Origin of the sequence: Hymenobacter piscis, assembly GCF_018760735.1 — a bacterium.
Classification (GTDB): domain Bacteria; phylum Bacteroidota; class Bacteroidia; order Cytophagales; family Hymenobacteraceae; genus Hymenobacter; species Hymenobacter piscis.
In genome coordinates this window covers 85,865-102,979 of sequence record NZ_JAHHZN010000001.1, presented here as the reverse complement: position 1 = coordinate 102,979, position 17,115 = coordinate 85,865, and the positions used below count along the sequence as shown (strand labels likewise).

16 protein-coding genes are annotated in these 17,115 nt (G+C 58.8%); all 16 read left to right on the top strand.

The features are described 5' to 3' along the window. Positions 1-38: 38 nt before the first annotated feature. The 16 genes from nrfD to KLP40_RS00365 all read left to right on the top strand — a co-directional run bounded on the left by nrfD (position 39) and on the right by KLP40_RS00365 (position 17,003). A complete protein-coding gene (nrfD, locus tag KLP40_RS00440) occupies positions 39-1,493 on the top strand; it encodes an NrfD/PsrC family molybdoenzyme membrane anchor subunit (RefSeq protein ID WP_246558565.1) in 1,455 nt (484 codons plus the stop codon). After that, positions 1,486-2,010, top strand: a complete 525-nt coding sequence (locus KLP40_RS00435; RefSeq protein WP_215591497.1) for a DUF3341 domain-containing protein — start codon at positions 1,486-1,488, stop codon at positions 2,008-2,010. Before nrfD ends, KLP40_RS00435 begins: the two co-directional genes overlap by 8 nt. Beyond that, complete coding sequence (locus KLP40_RS00430) at positions 2,010-2,750, top strand: c-type cytochrome (RefSeq protein WP_215591496.1); 741 nt, start codon at positions 2,010-2,012, stop codon at positions 2,748-2,750. Before KLP40_RS00435 ends, KLP40_RS00430 begins: the two co-directional genes overlap by 1 nt. A gap of 9 nt (positions 2,751-2,759) precedes the next feature. Further along, positions 2,760-4,094: a quinol:cytochrome C oxidoreductase gene (locus KLP40_RS00425; protein WP_317196726.1), complete on the top strand. Its 1,335-nt coding sequence runs from the start codon at positions 2,760-2,762 to the stop codon at positions 4,092-4,094. Between the two features lie 95 nt (positions 4,095-4,189). Continuing rightward, positions 4,190-5,266, top strand: coding sequence for a cytochrome c oxidase subunit II (locus tag KLP40_RS00420; protein ID WP_215591495.1), 1,077 nt, complete (start codon positions 4,190-4,192; stop codon positions 5,264-5,266). 25 nt (positions 5,267-5,291) lie between these two features. After that, positions 5,292-7,145 carry a cytochrome c oxidase subunit I gene (locus KLP40_RS00415; protein WP_246558564.1) on the top strand — a complete coding sequence of 618 codons (1,854 nt, stop codon included), beginning with the start codon at positions 5,292-5,294 and terminating at the stop codon, positions 7,143-7,145. Between the two features lie 183 nt (positions 7,146-7,328). Then, positions 7,329-8,417: a COX15/CtaA family protein gene (locus tag KLP40_RS00410; protein ID WP_215591493.1), complete on the top strand. Its 1,089-nt coding sequence runs from the start codon at positions 7,329-7,331 to the stop codon at positions 8,415-8,417. A gap of 54 nt (positions 8,418-8,471) precedes the next feature. Beyond that, entirely contained in the window at positions 8,472-9,323 is an 852-nt protein-coding gene (gene cyoE, locus KLP40_RS00405; protein ID WP_215591491.1) for a heme o synthase, read from the top strand. A 139-nt stretch (positions 9,324-9,462) separates the two neighbouring features. Then, entirely contained in the window at positions 9,463-10,050 is a 588-nt protein-coding gene (locus KLP40_RS00400) for a cytochrome c oxidase subunit 3 (RefSeq protein ID WP_215591490.1), read from the top strand. Positions 10,051-10,075: 25 nt separating this feature from the next. Beyond that, positions 10,076-10,849, top strand: a complete 774-nt coding sequence (locus KLP40_RS00395) for a cytochrome c oxidase subunit 3 (RefSeq protein ID WP_215591488.1) — start codon at positions 10,076-10,078, stop codon at positions 10,847-10,849. An 84-nt stretch (positions 10,850-10,933) separates the two neighbouring features. Then, positions 10,934-11,260 carry a cytochrome C oxidase subunit IV family protein gene (locus KLP40_RS00390; protein ID WP_215591487.1) on the top strand — a complete coding sequence of 109 codons (327 nt, stop codon included), beginning with the start codon at positions 10,934-10,936 and terminating at the stop codon, positions 11,258-11,260. A gap of 3 nt (positions 11,261-11,263) precedes the next feature. Then, positions 11,264-11,911 carry a peroxiredoxin family protein gene (locus tag KLP40_RS00385; protein ID WP_215591486.1) on the top strand — a complete coding sequence of 216 codons (648 nt, stop codon included), beginning with the start codon at positions 11,264-11,266 and terminating at the stop codon, positions 11,909-11,911. Next, the gene (locus tag KLP40_RS00380) at positions 11,898-12,452 is read left to right on the top strand and encodes a DUF420 domain-containing protein (protein ID WP_215591485.1); all 555 of its coding nucleotides are present in this window, start codon (positions 11,898-11,900) and stop codon (positions 12,450-12,452) included. Before KLP40_RS00385 ends, KLP40_RS00380 begins: the two co-directional genes overlap by 14 nt. Positions 12,453-12,515: 63 nt before the next feature. Next, positions 12,516-12,782 carry a hypothetical protein gene (locus KLP40_RS00375; protein WP_215591483.1) on the top strand — a complete coding sequence of 89 codons (267 nt, stop codon included), beginning with the start codon at positions 12,516-12,518 and terminating at the stop codon, positions 12,780-12,782. Then, a complete protein-coding gene (locus KLP40_RS00370) occupies positions 12,775-13,167 on the top strand; it encodes a DUF983 domain-containing protein (RefSeq protein ID WP_246558563.1) in 393 nt (130 codons plus the stop codon). Before KLP40_RS00375 ends, KLP40_RS00370 begins: the two co-directional genes overlap by 8 nt. Before the next feature lie 101 nt (positions 13,168-13,268). Beyond that, complete coding sequence (locus KLP40_RS00365) at positions 13,269-17,003, top strand: sensor histidine kinase (RefSeq protein WP_215591481.1); 3,735 nt, start codon at positions 13,269-13,271, stop codon at positions 17,001-17,003. Positions 17,004-17,115: the final 112 nt, after the last annotated feature.

Here is a 17,115-nt window from a genome sequence, read left to right as displayed (position 1 = left end):
CAAGTCCCTAAGACCCCAACAACCAAATTTCAAACACTATGCAGCACGTATCGCCTGTACGGGAGCCGCTCGTTACCGGGGGGAAAACGTACCACGACGTCACCCAGGACGTGTGCCGCCAGGTAGAAGCCGCCCCGAATATTCGGTGGATGGGCGCCCTGAGCGTTGCCCTTCTGCTCCTCGGCGTATTCTTCTACTCCGTGTACCGCACCCTCTGGTACGGTATCGGGGAATGGGGTCTGAACAAAACTGTCGGCTGGGCCTGGGACATCACCAACTTCGTGTGGTGGGTAGGCATCGGTCACGCCGGTACCCTGATTTCGGCCGTGTTGCTGCTGTTCCGTCAGAAATGGCGGACCTCCATCAACCGCGCGGCTGAGGCCATGACCATCTTCGCCGTAATCTGTGCGGCCATGTTCCCGGTGCTGCACATGGGACGTCCGTGGCTGGCCTACTGGGTATTCCCGCTGCAGAACACGTTTGGCTCGCTGTGGGTGAACTTCAACTCCCCGCTGCTCTGGGACGTGTTCGCCATCTCGACCTACTTCTCCGTGTCGCTGGTGTTCTGGTACACGGGTCTGGTGCCCGACTTCGCTACCATCCGGGACCGCGCCAAGGGCCCCATTGCTAAAGTAGCCTACTCGCTGCTGAGCTTCGGCTGGAAGGGCTCGGCCAAGCACTGGAGCCGCTACGAAACGGTTTCGCTGATTCTGGCCGGTGTTTCGACCCCGCTGGTACTCTCGGTACACACCATCGTATCGATGGACTTTGCTACCTCGGTGGTACCGGGCTGGCACACCACCATCTTCCCGCCCTACTTTGTGGCCGGGGCTATCTTCTCCGGCTTCGCCATGGTACTGACGCTGATGCTCATTACCCGCGTGGTGTTCAAGCTGGAAGATTACATCACCATCGAGCACATCGCCCTCATGAATAAGATCATGATGATTACGGGCTCGATTGTGGGGGTGGCGTACATCACGGAGTTCTTCATTGCCTGGTACTCGCAGGTGGAGTTCGAGCAGTACGCCTTCATCAACCGCGCTACCGGTCCGTACTGGTGGGCTTATTGGTCGATGATGACCTGCAACGTGATTACGCCCCAGTTGGTGTGGTTCCGTCGGGTACGCTACAGCATTCCGCTGACCTTCATTCTCTCGATTATCGTGAACATCGGCATGTGGTTCGAGCGTTTCGTGATTATCGTAACCTCCTTGCACCGCGACTACCTGCCGTCGTCGTGGGCCATGTTCTCGCCCACCATTATCGACATCGGCATCTACGTGGGTACGATTGGCCTGTTCTTCACTCTGTTCCTGCTGTTTGCCAAGTTCTTCCCGGTAATCAACATGGCCGAAGTGAAGTCGGTCCTGAAATACACGGTGGATAACGGCCCGACCTATACCGGCCACGACCCCCACCATTCTCCTCAGCCAGCCACCACCCACGGAGTACCCGTTACGGCCTCTGTAAACTACGATAAGCATGACTAAGCGCTTCGCCCTCGGTATCTTCGAAGACGAAGACGTGCTGCTGCACGCCGTGGAGAACGTTCGCGAAGCGGGCGTTAAAATCTACGAAGTCTTCACTCCGTTCCCCATTCATGGCATCGACGATGCCATGGGCATCGAACGGTCCCGCCTGCCCATCGCGGCTTTCTTCTTCGGCCTGACGGGTCTGTGTTTCGCCCTGTGGCTGCAGATCTACACGCTGGGTTTCGACTGGCCGATGATTATCGGTGGTAAGCCCCACATTGCGCTGCCCGCCTTCATTCCGGTATCGTTCGAGCTGACGGTACTTTTCTGCTGCCACGGTATGGTGATTACCTTCTATACCATCAGCAAACTCTATCCGCGCTGGAAGACGCCGGTACTGGACGTACGCTCCACGGACGACAAGTTCGTGATGGCCATCGAGGTGAACGAAAACACCGACATGACCAAGCTCAGCCAGCTGCTGCGCGACAACGGGGCTTCGGAGGTGAACCAAAAAGAAATGTCCAAGTTCTAATGACGCACTCGCTGAAAATTTCTCTGCAAGCGTCGGCGGTCTTGCTGGCATCGGTGTTCACCACCGCCTGCAACCGCGCCGATGACCCGGGCCTAGAATACGCTCCGGAGATGTATACCTCCATTCCATACGAGCCGCTGAGCCAGGTAAACGCCAACGTGGTAAACCCAATGGGTCTAAACCAGCGGACGCCGGCTGTGGGTACCGTTCCTCGCGGTAAAGCGGACTACTATACCCACATCGGCAAAGATGATGTGGAGACGGCCGAAAAAACGCTGCGTAATCCTTACCCCTATACCAAAGCCAACCTGGAAGAAGGCAAAGTGCTGTATTCGCGCAATTGCCAGCATTGCCACGGCGAGGGTGGGGCCGGTGATGGTCCGGTAGGTGCCAAGTTCAAAGGCGTACCCAACTACTCGGCGGGGGCCTATAAAACGATGAACGACGGCCACATCTACCACGTGATTCAGTGGGGCCGGAACCGCATGATGCCGCACGGCTCGCAGGTTAACCCTGAGGAGCGCTGGAAGATTGCCATGTACGTACGCGCCCTGCAACTCGGCAAAGGTGCCGACGGGCTGGCCGACATGGTACAGGGTGGCGCGGGGGCCAACGTTCCCACCGCCGACTCTACCATGACTTCCGGTCAGATGAAAGAGAACCCCACGAAGGCCGGCTCCGGCAAGGCTTCGACAACGCCAGGTCAGGGTGATCAGGCGAATAACGGCACGGCAATTTAACCCACTCCTATGGCAACTCTGACGCATCAGGAAAGCGTTACGGCTGAATACCTGGAGGTTTCGCCGGGTACGCGCAGAAATTTTATGCTCATCATCGTGGCCGGCGTTGTCGTGCTGGTGCTGGGTGTTATCATGTCCATGCTGGGTATTGGTGCCCATCATGAAGCGGCCGAAGGAGCTGCTGCTGCCCACGGTGCGGCGCATGGCGCCGCCCACGGCGCGGGTGAGCATCACGGCAGTGCGCCCTGGCTCAAGCGGATTATCGTCGGCCTGTGGCACAATAACGTGTTCTTCACTGGCGTATCGGCTATCGGTACCGTGTTCATGGCCATTCAGTATGTGGCTTACGCGGGCTGGTCGGTACTTGTGAAGCGCGTGTACGAGGCCCTCAGCGCCTGGCTGCTGCCCGGTTTGGTAATCATGCTGATCACCTTCGGCCTGAACTACCTCAATTATGACCTGTTTCACTGGACCGTTCCCGGTATCATGGAAAAGGGCAGCGAAACCTATGACGCCATCATTGCCGGCAAATCGGGTTTCCTGAATCCTATTTTCTACCTGGTGCGCATGGTCCTGTTCCTGGGCCTGTGGATTTTCTTCACCAAGCGTCTGCGTGACCTGTCACTGGCCGAAGATCTGAACGGCGGTACTGAGTACTTCCACAAGAGCATCAACGTATCGGCAGGTTTCCTCGTGATTTACGCCGTTTCGTCGTCCATTGCCGCCTGGGACTGGGTAATGTCGGTTGACGTGCACTGGTTCTCGACGATGTTCGGCTGGTACGTATTCGCCTCCTGGTGGGTATCGGGCATTGCGGCTGTTACGCTCTGCACCATCCTGCTCAAGCAGGCCGGCTATCTGCGCTGGGTGAAAGAAGGTCACCTGCACGATCTGGGCAAATTCATGTTCGGTTTCAGCATTTTCTGGACCTACGTATGGTTCTCGCAGTTCATGCTGATCTGGTACGCCAACCTCCCCGAGGAATCCGTGTACTTCAACCAGCGGCTGGGCGGCTTCAATGGCCAGTACACCTGGCTGTTCTTCGGCAACCTGATTGTGAACTTCGCTTTCCCCTTCCTGGTGCTGATGACCCGCGACGCCAAGCGTCAGATGATCATGCTCAAAATCGTGAGCGTTGCCATTCTGGTGGGGCACTGGTCGGACTTCTATTTGATGTTCATGCCCGGAACAATGAAGGCTGATAACGGGTTTATAATCGAGATAGGCATCGCCCTGATTTTCCTGGGTTCCTTCCTGATTCTGTTCACCAAGCGCCTGTCGCAGGCCTCGCTGGTGCCGCTGCATCACCCCTTCCTGGACGAGAGCGTTCACCACACCACCTAATTTCAGACATGAGTATTGAGAAGTGAGAAGTTAGACTTGACTGGATAACGGGCTCTCACTTCTAACCTCTCAACTCTCACTTCTACATTCCACTAATGACTACTCTTGGTATTCTTCTGGTGCTGGCGTTGCTGTTGGTCGTATTCGGCCTGCTGTTCCGTCTCCAGATTCTGACTTCCATTTTCTCCGGGAGCTCTACCCGCGAGGTGGGTGTCAGCAACCGCGTCAATGCAATTCTGTTCGTGGTTTTTCTGGTGGTTGGCGGCGCGGCCTTCGCGTGGTCCTTCATCGATAACTACGATAAAATGAATCCGCCCATCGCCTCCATTCATGGCCTGGCTACGGAGAAGATGTTCTGGACTACCATGGTCATCATCGGCATTGCCTTTGTACTGACTCAGGTACTGCTGTTCTTTTACTCGTACAAGTATCAGCACCAGGACGGGCGTCGGGCGTTCTTTTTCCCGCACAACAACAAGATTGAAGTAATCTGGACGCTGATTCCGGCCATTGTAATGGCAGCTCTGGTGTTTGCTGGCTGGAAGGAATGGACCCGCATCACCGGTCCCGCTCCGAAAGATTCGGTGGTACTGGAAGTAATGGGCAAGCAATTCAACTGGCTGGTGCGTTACCCCGGCCGGGACCAGAAGCTGGGAGTAGTAAACTACCGCTTGATTGATGCTGTTAACGAATTCGGATTTGATCTGAGCGACCAAAGTGGCATCGACGATTTTACCGCTGGTGAAATCCACGTACCCAAGGGCCATCCGGTGCTGCTGCGCATCCGTTCCCGCGACGTGTTGCACGCCGTGTACATGCCTAACTTCCGGGTGCAGATGTACGCCGTGCCCGGTATGCCTACCAAGTTCTGGTTCACGCCTACCAAGACGACTGACGAAATGCGCGCCCAGACGGGCAACCCCAATTTCAACTACGAGCTGGCCTGTAATCAGATTTGCGGCCGTGGTCACTTCGCCATGAAGATGAGCATTATCGTGGATGAGCCGGACGATTACGTCAACTGGTTTGCCCAGCAGAAATCTTTCTCAGAGCAAAACCCGGAAGTTTTGGCCAGCTTCAAACAGAAGTCGGATAAACTGGTTGAGAAAGCAACGGTGGTTCCGGCTGCCGCTGCCGCAGTCGTACCGGCTGCTGCCAAGGCTTCGCTCTAAACAATCTTAACTGCAAGCTTCCACTATGGCTGCTAATTTTTCTTCTCAGGAGCAAGTGCAGGGCGGTATCGGGGTAACCGAACCCGGCCACGCGCACGATGCCCACCACGATGAGCACCACGAGCAGAGCTTTCTGCAGAAATACGTGTTCAGCACTGACCACAAGATGATTGCCAAGCAATTCCTGATCACAGGGATTTTCTGGGCCATTATCGGCGGTACGTTGTCGAGCCTGTTTCGTCTGCAGCTGGGCTGGCCCGAATCGACCATGGAGTGGCTTACACCTTTCCTCGGCAAATGGATTGAGGCGGGTAAGCTGAACCCCGAGTTCTACTTGGCCTTGGTGACCATGCACGGTACCATCATGGTGTTCTTCGTACTTACGGCTGGTTTGTCGGGTACGTTCTCGAACTTCCTGATTCCGCTGCAGATTGGAGCCCGCGACATGGCTTCGGGCTTCATGAACATGCTCTCGTACTGGTTCTTTTTCCTGTCGAGCGTAGTAATGTTCAGCTCCCTGTTCATTGAAACCGGTCCGGCCGCCGCAGGCTGGACAATTTACCCGCCGCTGTCGGCACTGCCCCAGGCCATTTCCGGCTCGGGTGCTGGTCAGACGTTGTGGCTGGTATCGATGGCTCTGTTCATTGTTTCCCAGCTGCTGGGCGGCGTGAACTACATCACTACCGTAATCAACCTGCGTACCCAGGGCATGAGCATGAGCAAGCTCCCGCTCACCATCTGGTCGTTCTTCCTGACGGCAGTGTTGGGTCTGCTTTCGTTCCCGGTATTGTTCTCGGCCGCGCTGCTGCTGATCTTCGACCGTTCATTCGGTACTTCGTTTTTCCTCTCCGATATCTACATTGCTGGTCAGGCTCTGTCGAACACCGGTGGTTCACCCATTCTGTTCCAGCACCTGTTCTGGTTCCTGGGTCACCCCGAGGTGTATATCGTGATTATGCCCGCTATGGGTATGGTGTCGGAAATTCTGGCCACCAACGCCCGTAAGCCCATCTTTGGCTACCGCGCCATGATTGGGTCGCTGCTTGGCATCTCGCTGCTCTCGTTCATCGTGTGGGCTCACCACATGTTCGTAACGGGCATGAACCCCTTCCTCGGGTCGGTATTCATGTTCCTGACGCTGATCATTGCCGTGCCTTCGGCCGTGAAGACTTTCAACTGGTTGGCGACGCTCTGGCGCGGTAACATCCGTTTCACCACGGCCATGCTGTTCTCCATCGGTTTCGTGTCGCTGTTCATTGCCGGTGGTCTGACGGGTATCATCCTCGGTAACGCCGCTCTCGATATTCAGCTGCACAACACCTACTTCGTGGTAGCTCACTTCCACTTGGTAATGGGCTCGTCGGCCTTCTTCGGCCTGTGGGCCGGCGTTTACCACTGGTTCCCCAAGATGTTCGGCCGTATGATGGACGAGAAGCTGGGGTACGTGCACTTCTGGCTGACCTTCATCGGGGTATACCTGGTGTTCCTGCCGATGCACTACGTAGGTATTGCCGGCTTCCCCCGTCGTTACTACGCCTGGACCGGTTTCGATACCTTCAGCCAGTTCGCTGACCTGAACAAGTTCATCTCGATTGCCGCCATTGTGGCCTTCTTCGGGCAGTTCGTTTTCATCTTCAACTTCTTCTACAGCATCTTCCGCGGCCGTCGCGCCACCGAGAACCCTTGGAACTCGACGACGCTGGAGTGGACGACGCCGGTGGAAGTTGGCCACGGCAACTGGCCCGGCGATATCCCCGCCGTGCACCGCTGGCCCTACGACTACAGCAAGCCCGGTGCGGCCCAGGACTTCATTCCCCAGAACGTACCGTACTCGCAGACCCAGTCGTCGAACCTGCCTTACGAGAGAGAAATGGAATAAATGCCTTTTGGCATTCGCCTCCTGAAAACAGGCCGCTGTATCTACGGCGGCCTGTTTTTTTATGCGCTGACAGGAGTACCCAAAGCTGATAAAATCGGCCCGAATTTCTGGCAGTTTTGGTAAGCAACCCGATGAGTTGGCGGTTGCTATAGTGAGTTCTGATTTTGATCTGATTTGTTGCGTATGGCAATTCCTGCATTTGTGCGCCGCTTCCGCTTCGTGGGCATTCTGACGGTTTCGGCCGTGTATTTTTTGATTCTGGTAGGGGGCGTGGTACGCAGCACCGGCTCCGGTATGGGCTGTCCCGACTGGCCCAAGTGCTTCGGCCGCTGGGTGCCGCCTACGGATATCAGCCAGCTCCCACCTAACTACAAAGAGATTTACACCGCTCAGCGGGTAGAAAAAAACAAAAAGCTGGCTGCCAAACTGGAGCGCATGGGCTTCCACCAGGTTGCGGGTGATATTTTCGCCCACCCCACCCAATACATTGAAACCGATTTCAACGCGGTAAAAACCTGGATTGAGTACGTGAACCGCTTGGTAGGTGCGCTCATTGGGGTATTCGTGTTTGCCACGGTGCTGTTCGCACTGCCCTACTGGCGGCGCGACCGGCCAGTGTTCTGGTTGGCCTTCGGCTCCTTCCTGTTGACGGGTGTGCAGGGCTGGCTGGGTTCCCTGGTGGTGTCAACTAACCTGCTGCCCATCATGGTGACCATTCACATGGGGTTGGCCCTGGTGATTGTGGCCATGCTGCTCTACGCCGTGAGCCGTTCCCAACGGGCGGCAGGAGAGGAGCGGGCCACTGAGCTGGTGCGGGCCGTGCCCGGCCTGCAAACCGTACTGGTAGTAGCCGTGCTACTCACCTTCGGGCAGATTGTGCTGGGCACTCAGGTCCGGGAGCAGATTGATCTGGTGGCTGCCGCCGCCAACTACCTCAACCGCGCCGGGTGGGTGGAGCAGCTGGGCGGGGCCTTTCGGTTCCACCGCACGTTTTCGGCCCTGCTGCTGCTGCTGAACGTGTATCTGGCGTATCGGCTATACACGTTGCCCTCACGAAGCCTGCACGGGCTGGCTACTGCCATCCTGGGGTTGATTGCGGGCGAAATCCTGGCGGGCATTGTGCTGGCCTACTTCGCCTTCCCGGCATTTGTGCAGCCCATTCACCTTACGCTGGCCACGCTGCTGTTCGGGGCGCAGTTTCTGGCCCTGGTGGCCTACCGCCGCGCCACGAAGTTGCGGCCGCAGATCGTTACTCCGGCCGTTGTTGCGTAACTTCGCGGCCCCGTTTGGCGGGCTTTTTCGCCATGCAATCTGTTTTCGCAGTTGATGAGTAAGGCTAGGGCGTTCTTTCAGTTAGTTAAATTCCGGCTGGCCGTTACGGTAGCCTTCTCCAGTGCCATCGGCTACCTGCTGGGCGCCCACGAGTTGGACTGGGGCCGGGCGCTGCTGGTAATGCTGGGCGGACTGGCCGTAACGGGCGCGGCCAACACCATCAACCAGATTTTCGAAATCGACCTCGACCGGCAGATGAAGCGCACGGCCCAGCGGCCCCTGCCCCTGGGCATCTTGAGCGCCACCGAAGCCTGGGTATTTACCGTGGTGCTGGGCGGGGCGGGGCTGGCGCTGCTGGCGCTGGTATTCAACCCGCTGGCGGCCGCCCTGGCCCTGGTTTCGCTGATTCTGTACGGGTTCGTGTATACCCCGCTCAAAACTATTTCGCCCATTTGCGTGGCCGTGGGCGCTATTCCGGGCGGGCTGCCGCCGCTTATTGGCTGGGTGGCCGCCACGGGCTTTCTAGGGCTGCAGGGCTGGATTCTGTTCGGGATTCAGTTTATGTGGCAGTTCCCGCACTTCTGGGCCATTGCCTGGGTGCTCGATGACGATTATAAGAAGGCTGGCTTCAAGATGCTGCCCACACCCGGCAAAAAGGATCTGCGCACCGCCTTCCAGATCATGACCTACACGCTGGTACTGATTCCGCTCAGCCTGCTGCCCTTCTACTTCGGCATGACGGGAACCGTGTACCCCATGGTGGCGGCCGTGTGCGGGGTACTGTTTCTGATGCAGACCTTTTACCTCATGCGTACCATCAGCAAAAAAGCCGCCATGAGCATTATGTTCGGTTCCTTCCTGTACCTGCCCATCGTGCAGATTGCCCTGGTGCTGGACCGACTGTAGTTCTTTGTTTGGAAGTGAGATTTGAGAGGTGAGAAGTGAGACAAAAGCCTCCTTCCCACTGTTAAAATCAAGCAGGCTCAGGGCGTCTTCCTGGCATGGCCGTCTCACTTCTCACTTCCTCCATCTCATTTCTCAACACATGGATTCGTACGAAGCTCTGAACACCAAGCAGCCGGCCACCGGTATTCATCCGGCGCGTTTCCTGCTGATGCTGATGATGGTCAGCATCTTTATGATTTTTGCAGCCTATACCAGCGCCTACATTGTGCGCCGCAACGAAGGCAACTGGCTGGAATTCAATCTGCCTGCCGGTTTCATCTACACTACGGTGCTGCTGCTGCTAAGCTCCGCCACCGTGCAGTGGGCCTGGCTGGCCGCCCGCAAGGACGAAATCAAGCAGGTGCGGCTGGCGCTGCTGCTGACCCTGGGCCTGGGTCTGGCATTTCTGGTGGGTCAGTACCTGCTCTGGGGCCAGTTGGTAGACCAGCGCATCTTTTTTGCCGGTACCGATGCCAACCCTTCCGGCTCATTTCTGTATGTACTTACCGGCGTCCACGGATTTCACCTCATCACCGGATTAATCTTTCTGCTGATTGTGCTGCGGAAAAGCTTTAATTATCAGGTGCATTCCCGCCAGATGCTCTCCATCGGCAACGTCACCATTTACTGGCACTTCCTCGGCGCGCTTTGGTTGTACCTGTATTTGTTCCTACTTTTGAACCACTGATTTTTGTTAACACCCCCCGCACGCTATGTCCACGATTTCCCCGACGACGCAGGCAGTTTCTGATTCCGCCCTGGATAAGCCGCGCACCGGCACCTGGGACGGCGGCAACGAGCCCTTCAACGCCAGCTACGGCAAGCTGATGATGTGGTTCTTCCTGTTATCGGACGCCTTCACCTTTGCCGCCTTCCTGACCACCTACGGTCTGATTCGTCACCGGTACATGGCGTACTCGGGCTCGCCCGAAGCCTTTACCTTCTCCACCAAGTACTGGCCCATTCCGGAAAAGGTGTTCAATGCCTTCCCCGGCCTGCACGGGGTTGACCTGCCCCTGGCTTTCGTGGCTCTGATGACGATGATTCTCATCTTCTCCTCCGTGACGATGGTACTGGCCGTGGAAGCCGGCCACCGCTTCGACAAGAAGGACGTGCAGAAATGGCTGCTCTGGACCATTCTTTTTGGTACCGTGTTCGTAAGCTGCCAGGCCTGGGAGTGGAGTCACTTTATCGGCGGGACGGATGAAGGCACACTGATGAATGACGGTACGCGCTTCTACGGTGCCAATCTGGCCGTAAACCAGTACGGTCCGGTGCTGTTTGCCGACCTGTTCTTCTTCATTACCGGTTTCCACGGCACGCACGTATTCTCGGGCATCTGCCTGCTGATTTACTGCTTCATTGCCACCACCAACGGCACGTTCGAGAAGCGCGGCCACTACGAGATGGTAGAGAAAATCGGCCTCTACTGGCACTTTGTGGATCTGGTGTGGGTGTTTGTGTTCACCTTCTTCTACCTCGTTTAATTTCACCGGAACACGGCCGGCGGCCGGCCCCGGGTGCTACACTCGCCGGCTGGCTTACTGGCTGCTCCGCTACTCTCTACGCTCATGGCTCACCATACTTCCCAGCCCCTGCACGCGGGTGAAATTCAGAAGCCCAACACGGGCTGGATCTGGAAAACGTTCTGGATCATCACCGGTATCACCGCCCTGGAATTTGTTATTGCCTTCCTGATGCCCTCCAGCACGGCGCGCAATTCCATCTTCATCATCCTGACCATCTTCAAGGCCTTCTTCATCGTGGCCAACTTCATGCACTTGAAGGACGAGACGAAGGGGCTGATCTGGACGATTATGATTCCCATGTCGCTGCTGATCTGGTTGCTGGTGGCCCTCATCACCGAAGGAAACGCGATTCATAACGCCATATTCTAGCCGATGCGGCCCCAACAAGTTTTGCTGTTGGGCCTGATTCTGCTGGTTCCGGTGCTGGCTTTTCTGTTCCTGAAAAGCTTCGGTACCAACCGTTACGCGCTGCCAACTTACCTGCCTGAGCGAGTCGATTCGACGCTGGTGGCCGGGAAGTGGCAGCGCGATACTGTTTTTCACCAGGTCGGTGAATTTGCCCTGCGCACGCAGGCCGGGCGGCAGTTAACGGGCGCGGAACTGCGCAGCCAGGGCCTCTACGTTCTGACCACCTACGCCGCCGACTGCGGCCTGTCCTGCGAGCGGCAGAACGCCCAGCTGGTGCGGGTTCAGGAAAAATTCCGGCACGATGCCCGGGTCCGGCTGGCCTCCCTGAGTCTGAATTCCGACTCGGCAGTGGCCCTCGCCCGGCAGGCGGAAAGCTACGGAGCCATTGCCGGCAAATGGTTTTTCCTGGCGGCTGACAAATCGGACGTTGACCGGTTACTTACCCGGGAGTTCGGCCTGACGCCAGCCCCCGGCGCGGCTACGCCCCGGGTGGCGCTCCTCATTGACCGCAACGGCTACGTGCGCGGCCGCTACGACGGCACCAGTGAGCGGGACATGAACCGCCTCATCACCGAGATTAACGTGTTGCTCTACACCTATGAACACCCCTGAACCTACCCTCAACCCGGCCGGGGCCACCAAGTACAAAGTGCTGGCCGTGGTGCTGGGGGCCGTCATCCCGATTGCGGTGGCCGTTCTCTACTTTTTGCCCGGCTTGTTCGTGATTCCGGGCCTGAATGTGAAGGCCCTGCCGGCCGTGAATGCCGTGCTCAACTCCCTGACGGCCGTGTGCCTGATGCTGGGTTACTACTTCATCCGGCGCAAGCAGGTGGCCCAGCACCGGGCCATGATGGGGACGGCGTTTCTGCTGGGCTCGGTGTTTCTGCTCTCCTACGTGGCCTATCATTCTCAGGTAGCCAGCACCAAATTTGGGGGCGAGGGGCTGATTAAGGGCATTTACTATTTCATCCTGCTCACCCATATTCTGCTGGCCGCCGCCACGGTGGGCCTGGTGCTGTTCACGTTCTACTTCGCCCTCACGGAGCAGTTTGTCAAGCACCGCCGCATTGCCCGCTGGACCTACCCGGTCTGGCTCTACGTGTCGGTGACGGGCGTTATTGTGTACTTCATGATTTCGCCCTACTACACCTGATTTTTTGGCGCTGAACCCGGCTGCCCGGGTTGGGGTTAAGGAGTAACTAATGAAGCCAACGTCATGAAAAAAGCAACGATAAGCGGCCTGCTGGCCCTGCTGGTAATGCTGGTGCTAACTGTGCTGCCCCTGCCGGCGTCTGCCCAGTGCACCATGTGCAAAACTCAGGTGGAATCGGCCAGCAACGAAAAGGACGATTACGACACCACCGGCCTCAACAAGGGGATTGTGTACCTGATGACCATCCCGTACGTACTCATTGGCACGGTAGGCTTTTTCTGGTACCGCCATACCCAGCAACAGAAGAAAAAAGCACCCTTCAATGGCTGAGACTGACTCTACCCTGGTGGCTTTGCTACAGCAGCGTTGTCCGCGCTGCCACCGGGGGCCGCTGTTCACCCACTCGGCTTTCAATCTGACCCGCTTTACGCAGATGCCCGCCGAGTGCCCGGTGTGCGGGCAGACCTACGAGCCCGAGCCGGGGTTTTATTTCGGGGCCATGTACATCAGCTTTGCCTTTTCCACGGGTATTATGCTGGTGGTGGGCATGCTGGTCTATTACCTGCTCGGCGACCCGGATACGTGGGTGTACGTGACGGCGGTAGCCATTGCCTCGGTGCTGCTGACGCCCCTGAGTTTGCGCTATTCCCGGACGCTGATGCTCTACTTTTTCGGGGGCACCCGCTACGACCCCAAGTACGCCGCCCGCCGCTGAGTAGCCGGCCCGCACGCACGAGTTAGGAAATGCCGCCGCCGGGCGGCATTTTTGTTTGGTATCATGGTTGCAGTATTCCCGGCTCACCAGCGGCGCACGTATTGAAATTCCTTCGACTTACTCCCGTCTGGCTGCTGCTACTGGCCGTGTTCTGCTTTGCGGGCGCCTATTTCAGCAACCGTTACAGCCAGAATCCCGATCTGGTGCTGCGGGCCTCGGCCACCCGCCTGCAGGAGGCGCTCATGGAAGCCGAGCTGACGGGCGAGCGGGAATCAACGGATTTGCTGCAACGCCTGGCCACGGGTCGGGTGAGCTTCCGCAGCCTCACCAGCCACACCACCTACCCCACCTTCATCTTCCGGGGCGAGCAGGTGGTGTACTGGTCGGACCACACGGTGCGGCCCGACGTGGAGCAGGCTACCCAGCGCTACCACGAACGCCTGCTCGAAACCCGTTTCGGCAAGTTTCTGGTGCTGCGCCACGTGGAGGGCCCTTACGTGCTGCTGACCTACATTCCGCTCGAAATCAGCTACGGCATCAGCAACCGCTACCTGCGCGACGGCAACGGCCAGGGCATCTTCCAGGGCCAGAATGTGCGCCTGCTGGTGGAGAAGCAGGATACCGGCCGGCCCCGGCTGGTGTCCAACGAGGGCAACTACCTGTTTTCCATCGAGAGTCTGCAGGCCGACCCCATTACGGGCAAGTACCTGCCGCTGCTGCTGCTGCTGCTGGGCGTGAGCCTGTACGTGGCGGCCTGGGTGGGGCTGGCCCGGCGGCAGTTCGTGCGCCACCGGGTGCTACAGGGCGCCGCCCTGGTGGTGGGCCCGCTGCTGGTGCTCCGGGCCCTGATGCTGTACTGGGGCCTGCCGTTTTCCTTTCTCGAAGTCCGGCTCTTCGACCCCCGGGTATACGCCGCCTCCTGGCTTTCGCCCTCCCTGGGTGATTTGCTGCTTAACGCCATCGTATTCACCATCGTGGCCTGGTACGGGCTGCGTCTGTTCCGGCGCTACGGCCTGCTGCGCCTGGCCCAGCGGGTAAAAAACTGGCGGCTCCGCGTGCTGATGGGCGGGGGCACGGTCCTGGTGTTTTTCGGGCTGCTGGAGCTGCTCTTCGATTTTTACACCAGCAGCTTCAGCAACTCCCAACTCATCCTCGACATCACCCAGGACATCCAGATCAGCGCCTTTAAGGTGCTGCTGGGCCTGGCCATTGTGCTGCACAACGGCAGCTATCTGGTGGGCTTCTACGTGTTGTCGCAGCTGTTTGCCAGCATTGTGCGGCCTTCCACCCGTCGGCTGGGCGTGGGGCTGCTGCTGGTGCTGAGCGTGGCCTTCCTGGCGGCCGGAATGGGCCTGGGGCTGGTGCACTGCACCCTGCTGGGCATCACGCTCGGGTTTTTCCTGATTCTGCGCCTGACCGGGCTCAAATCAACCGGGGCGGTAATGCCCTATCAGGTGTACCTGTTCATCTTCCTGATGCTGGGCGTGAGCTCGGCGGTGGGGGCGCTGGCCCTCTACGAGCACTTCAACCGGCAGCTGCAGGTAAACAAGCAGAGCTTAGCCGGCAATCTGCTCACCGACAACGACCTGCAGGGTGAGTACCTGCTGGTGGAGCGCGGCCAGGAAATGGCCCAGAACCCCGTGCTGCGGACCATGCTGGCCAGCCCTTTCGTGAATCTGGACCTGATCCGGCAGCGGGTGGTGAAGTACTACCTGCGCGACTACTTCAACAAGTACGAAGTGCGGGTGATTCTCTTCAACCCCGAGGGCCGGGGCGTGGCCGTGGGGGGCAACCTGCGCACCACCCGCGACTACCTGCTGCGCAACGCCACCCCCACCGACCACCCCAATATTTACCTGATTCGCGACGGAAGCCAGTCGTTCAACTCCCGGCGCTACGTGGCCTTCGTGGCGGTGCCCGCGCCCAACCCCGAGGACGGAGCCAGTACCATCGTGCTGGAACTCACCCTCAAGAAGCTCACGGCCAACAGCGTGGTGCCCGAGCTGCTCATCGACCAGAAGTTCTTCCAGCCTCGCCTGGGCACCGACCTGAGCTACGCCGGCTACGAAAACGGGCAGCTGGTCTACAGCGAGGGCGGGTTCGATTACATGAACGAGCTGCCGGCCGGCTTCCTGCGCGATTCCCGCCTCTATGCTACGGGCCTGCCCCTGGCCGGCTACCACCACCTGGCCGTGCGCAGCACCGACCAGAGCGGGCGGCTGGTGGTAGTGACGACGGCCACTTACTCGTTTACCGACTGGCTGGCCAACTTCTCCTTTCTGTTTCTGCTTTATAGCTTCTGCTGGCTGCTGCTCATGGGCGTGGTGCTGCTGGTCCGGGGCCAGTACCGCCACCTGCTGCGCACCAACTTCAGCACCAAAATCCAGGTGTTTCTCAACGCGGGCGTGCTCGTGCCCCTGATTGTGGTGAGTGTGGCCATTGCCAGCCAGGTCACCAACTCCTATAAGCGCGACCTGCTACGCTCCTACCAGCGCCGGGGCCAGGCCGTGCAGGAAAACCTGCTCAAGAACCGGGCCCTGCTCCGCGACGATGCCAACCGCGCCGACCTGGTGGAGCTGGCCGAAAACGTATCGGCCCTCACCGAAACCGACCTCAACCTCTACGATGCCCGCGGCGAGCTGCTGGTAAGCAGCCAGCCCCTGATTTTTGAGGCCAACCTGCTCAGCACCCTCATGAACCCCCAGGCCGTAACGGCTCTGGCCGAGGACGGGCAGCCCCGGGTGCTGCTCACCGAGCGGGCCGGCTCGCTCTCGTTCAACGCCCTGTACCTGCCCTTGCGCTCGGCCGTGGTGCAGGCCGGCCGACCGGGGCCCGTGGTGGGCTACGTGGGCATTCCGTTCTTCGACTCCGAGAAGGACCTCGATAACAAGCTCACCGAACTGATTTCGACCATTCTGAACATCTTCACCCTGATGTTCATCCTGTTTCTGGTGCTGGCCTTCCTGGCCTCGCGCGTCCTCACCGAGCCGCTCAAGCTCATCACCGAAAAGCTGCGCCAGACCACCCTCACGGGCCAGAACGAGATGCTGGTGTATGATTCGGAGGACGAAATCGGGCTGCTGGTGCGCGAGTACAACCAGATGCTGCTCAAGCTCGAGGAGAGCAAGCAGGAGCTGGCCACCCAGGAAAAGGAGGCCGCCTGGCGCGAGATGGCCCGGCAGGTGGCCCACGAAATCAAGAACCCGCTCACGCCCATGAAGCTGAGCCTGCAGTTTCTGCAGCGCGCCATCCAGGACCGGCGCCCCAACCTGGAAGAGCTGCTGACGAAAGTCTCCCAGACCCTCATCACCCAGATTGACGTGCTGACCGACATTGCCACCTCCTTCAGCAACTTCACCAACCTGCCCGCCATGCGCCCCGAGCGCCTCGACGTGGTGCCCATTCTGCGCCGCTGCGTGCACCTGCACCAGGACCGCCCCGGTGGCGGCGGTATCCGGCTGGTGCTGCCGCCCGGCGCCGAGGCCGCGCAGTTCGTGGTGTTTGCCGATGAAAGCCTGCTGGTGCGCACCTTCAATAACCTGCTCATCAACGCCCTGCAGGCCGTGCCCGAAGGCCGCGCCCCCGAGGTGGTGGCCACCCTGGAGCCCATCAGCAGCGGCCGGGTCCGCATCAGCATTGCCGACAACGGCATCGGCATTCCGGCCGAGGTGCAGAGCAAAATCTTCGTGCCCAACTTCACCACCAAGGAAACCGGCTCCGGCATCGGGCTGGCCGTGGCCCGGCGCGGCATCGAAAGTGCCGGCGGCCACATCTGGTTTGAAACCGAGGAGGGCACCGGCACCCGCTTCTTCATCGAGCTGCCGCTGGCAGGATGATTAGAATTAAAAATTAAAATTATGAATTATGAATTGCTGTTCGGGCTGGGGACGCCTGAATTTTCTGCCGGCCGGCAGACATTGGGGGCTAGCCGGACGTTAGCTTCAGGCT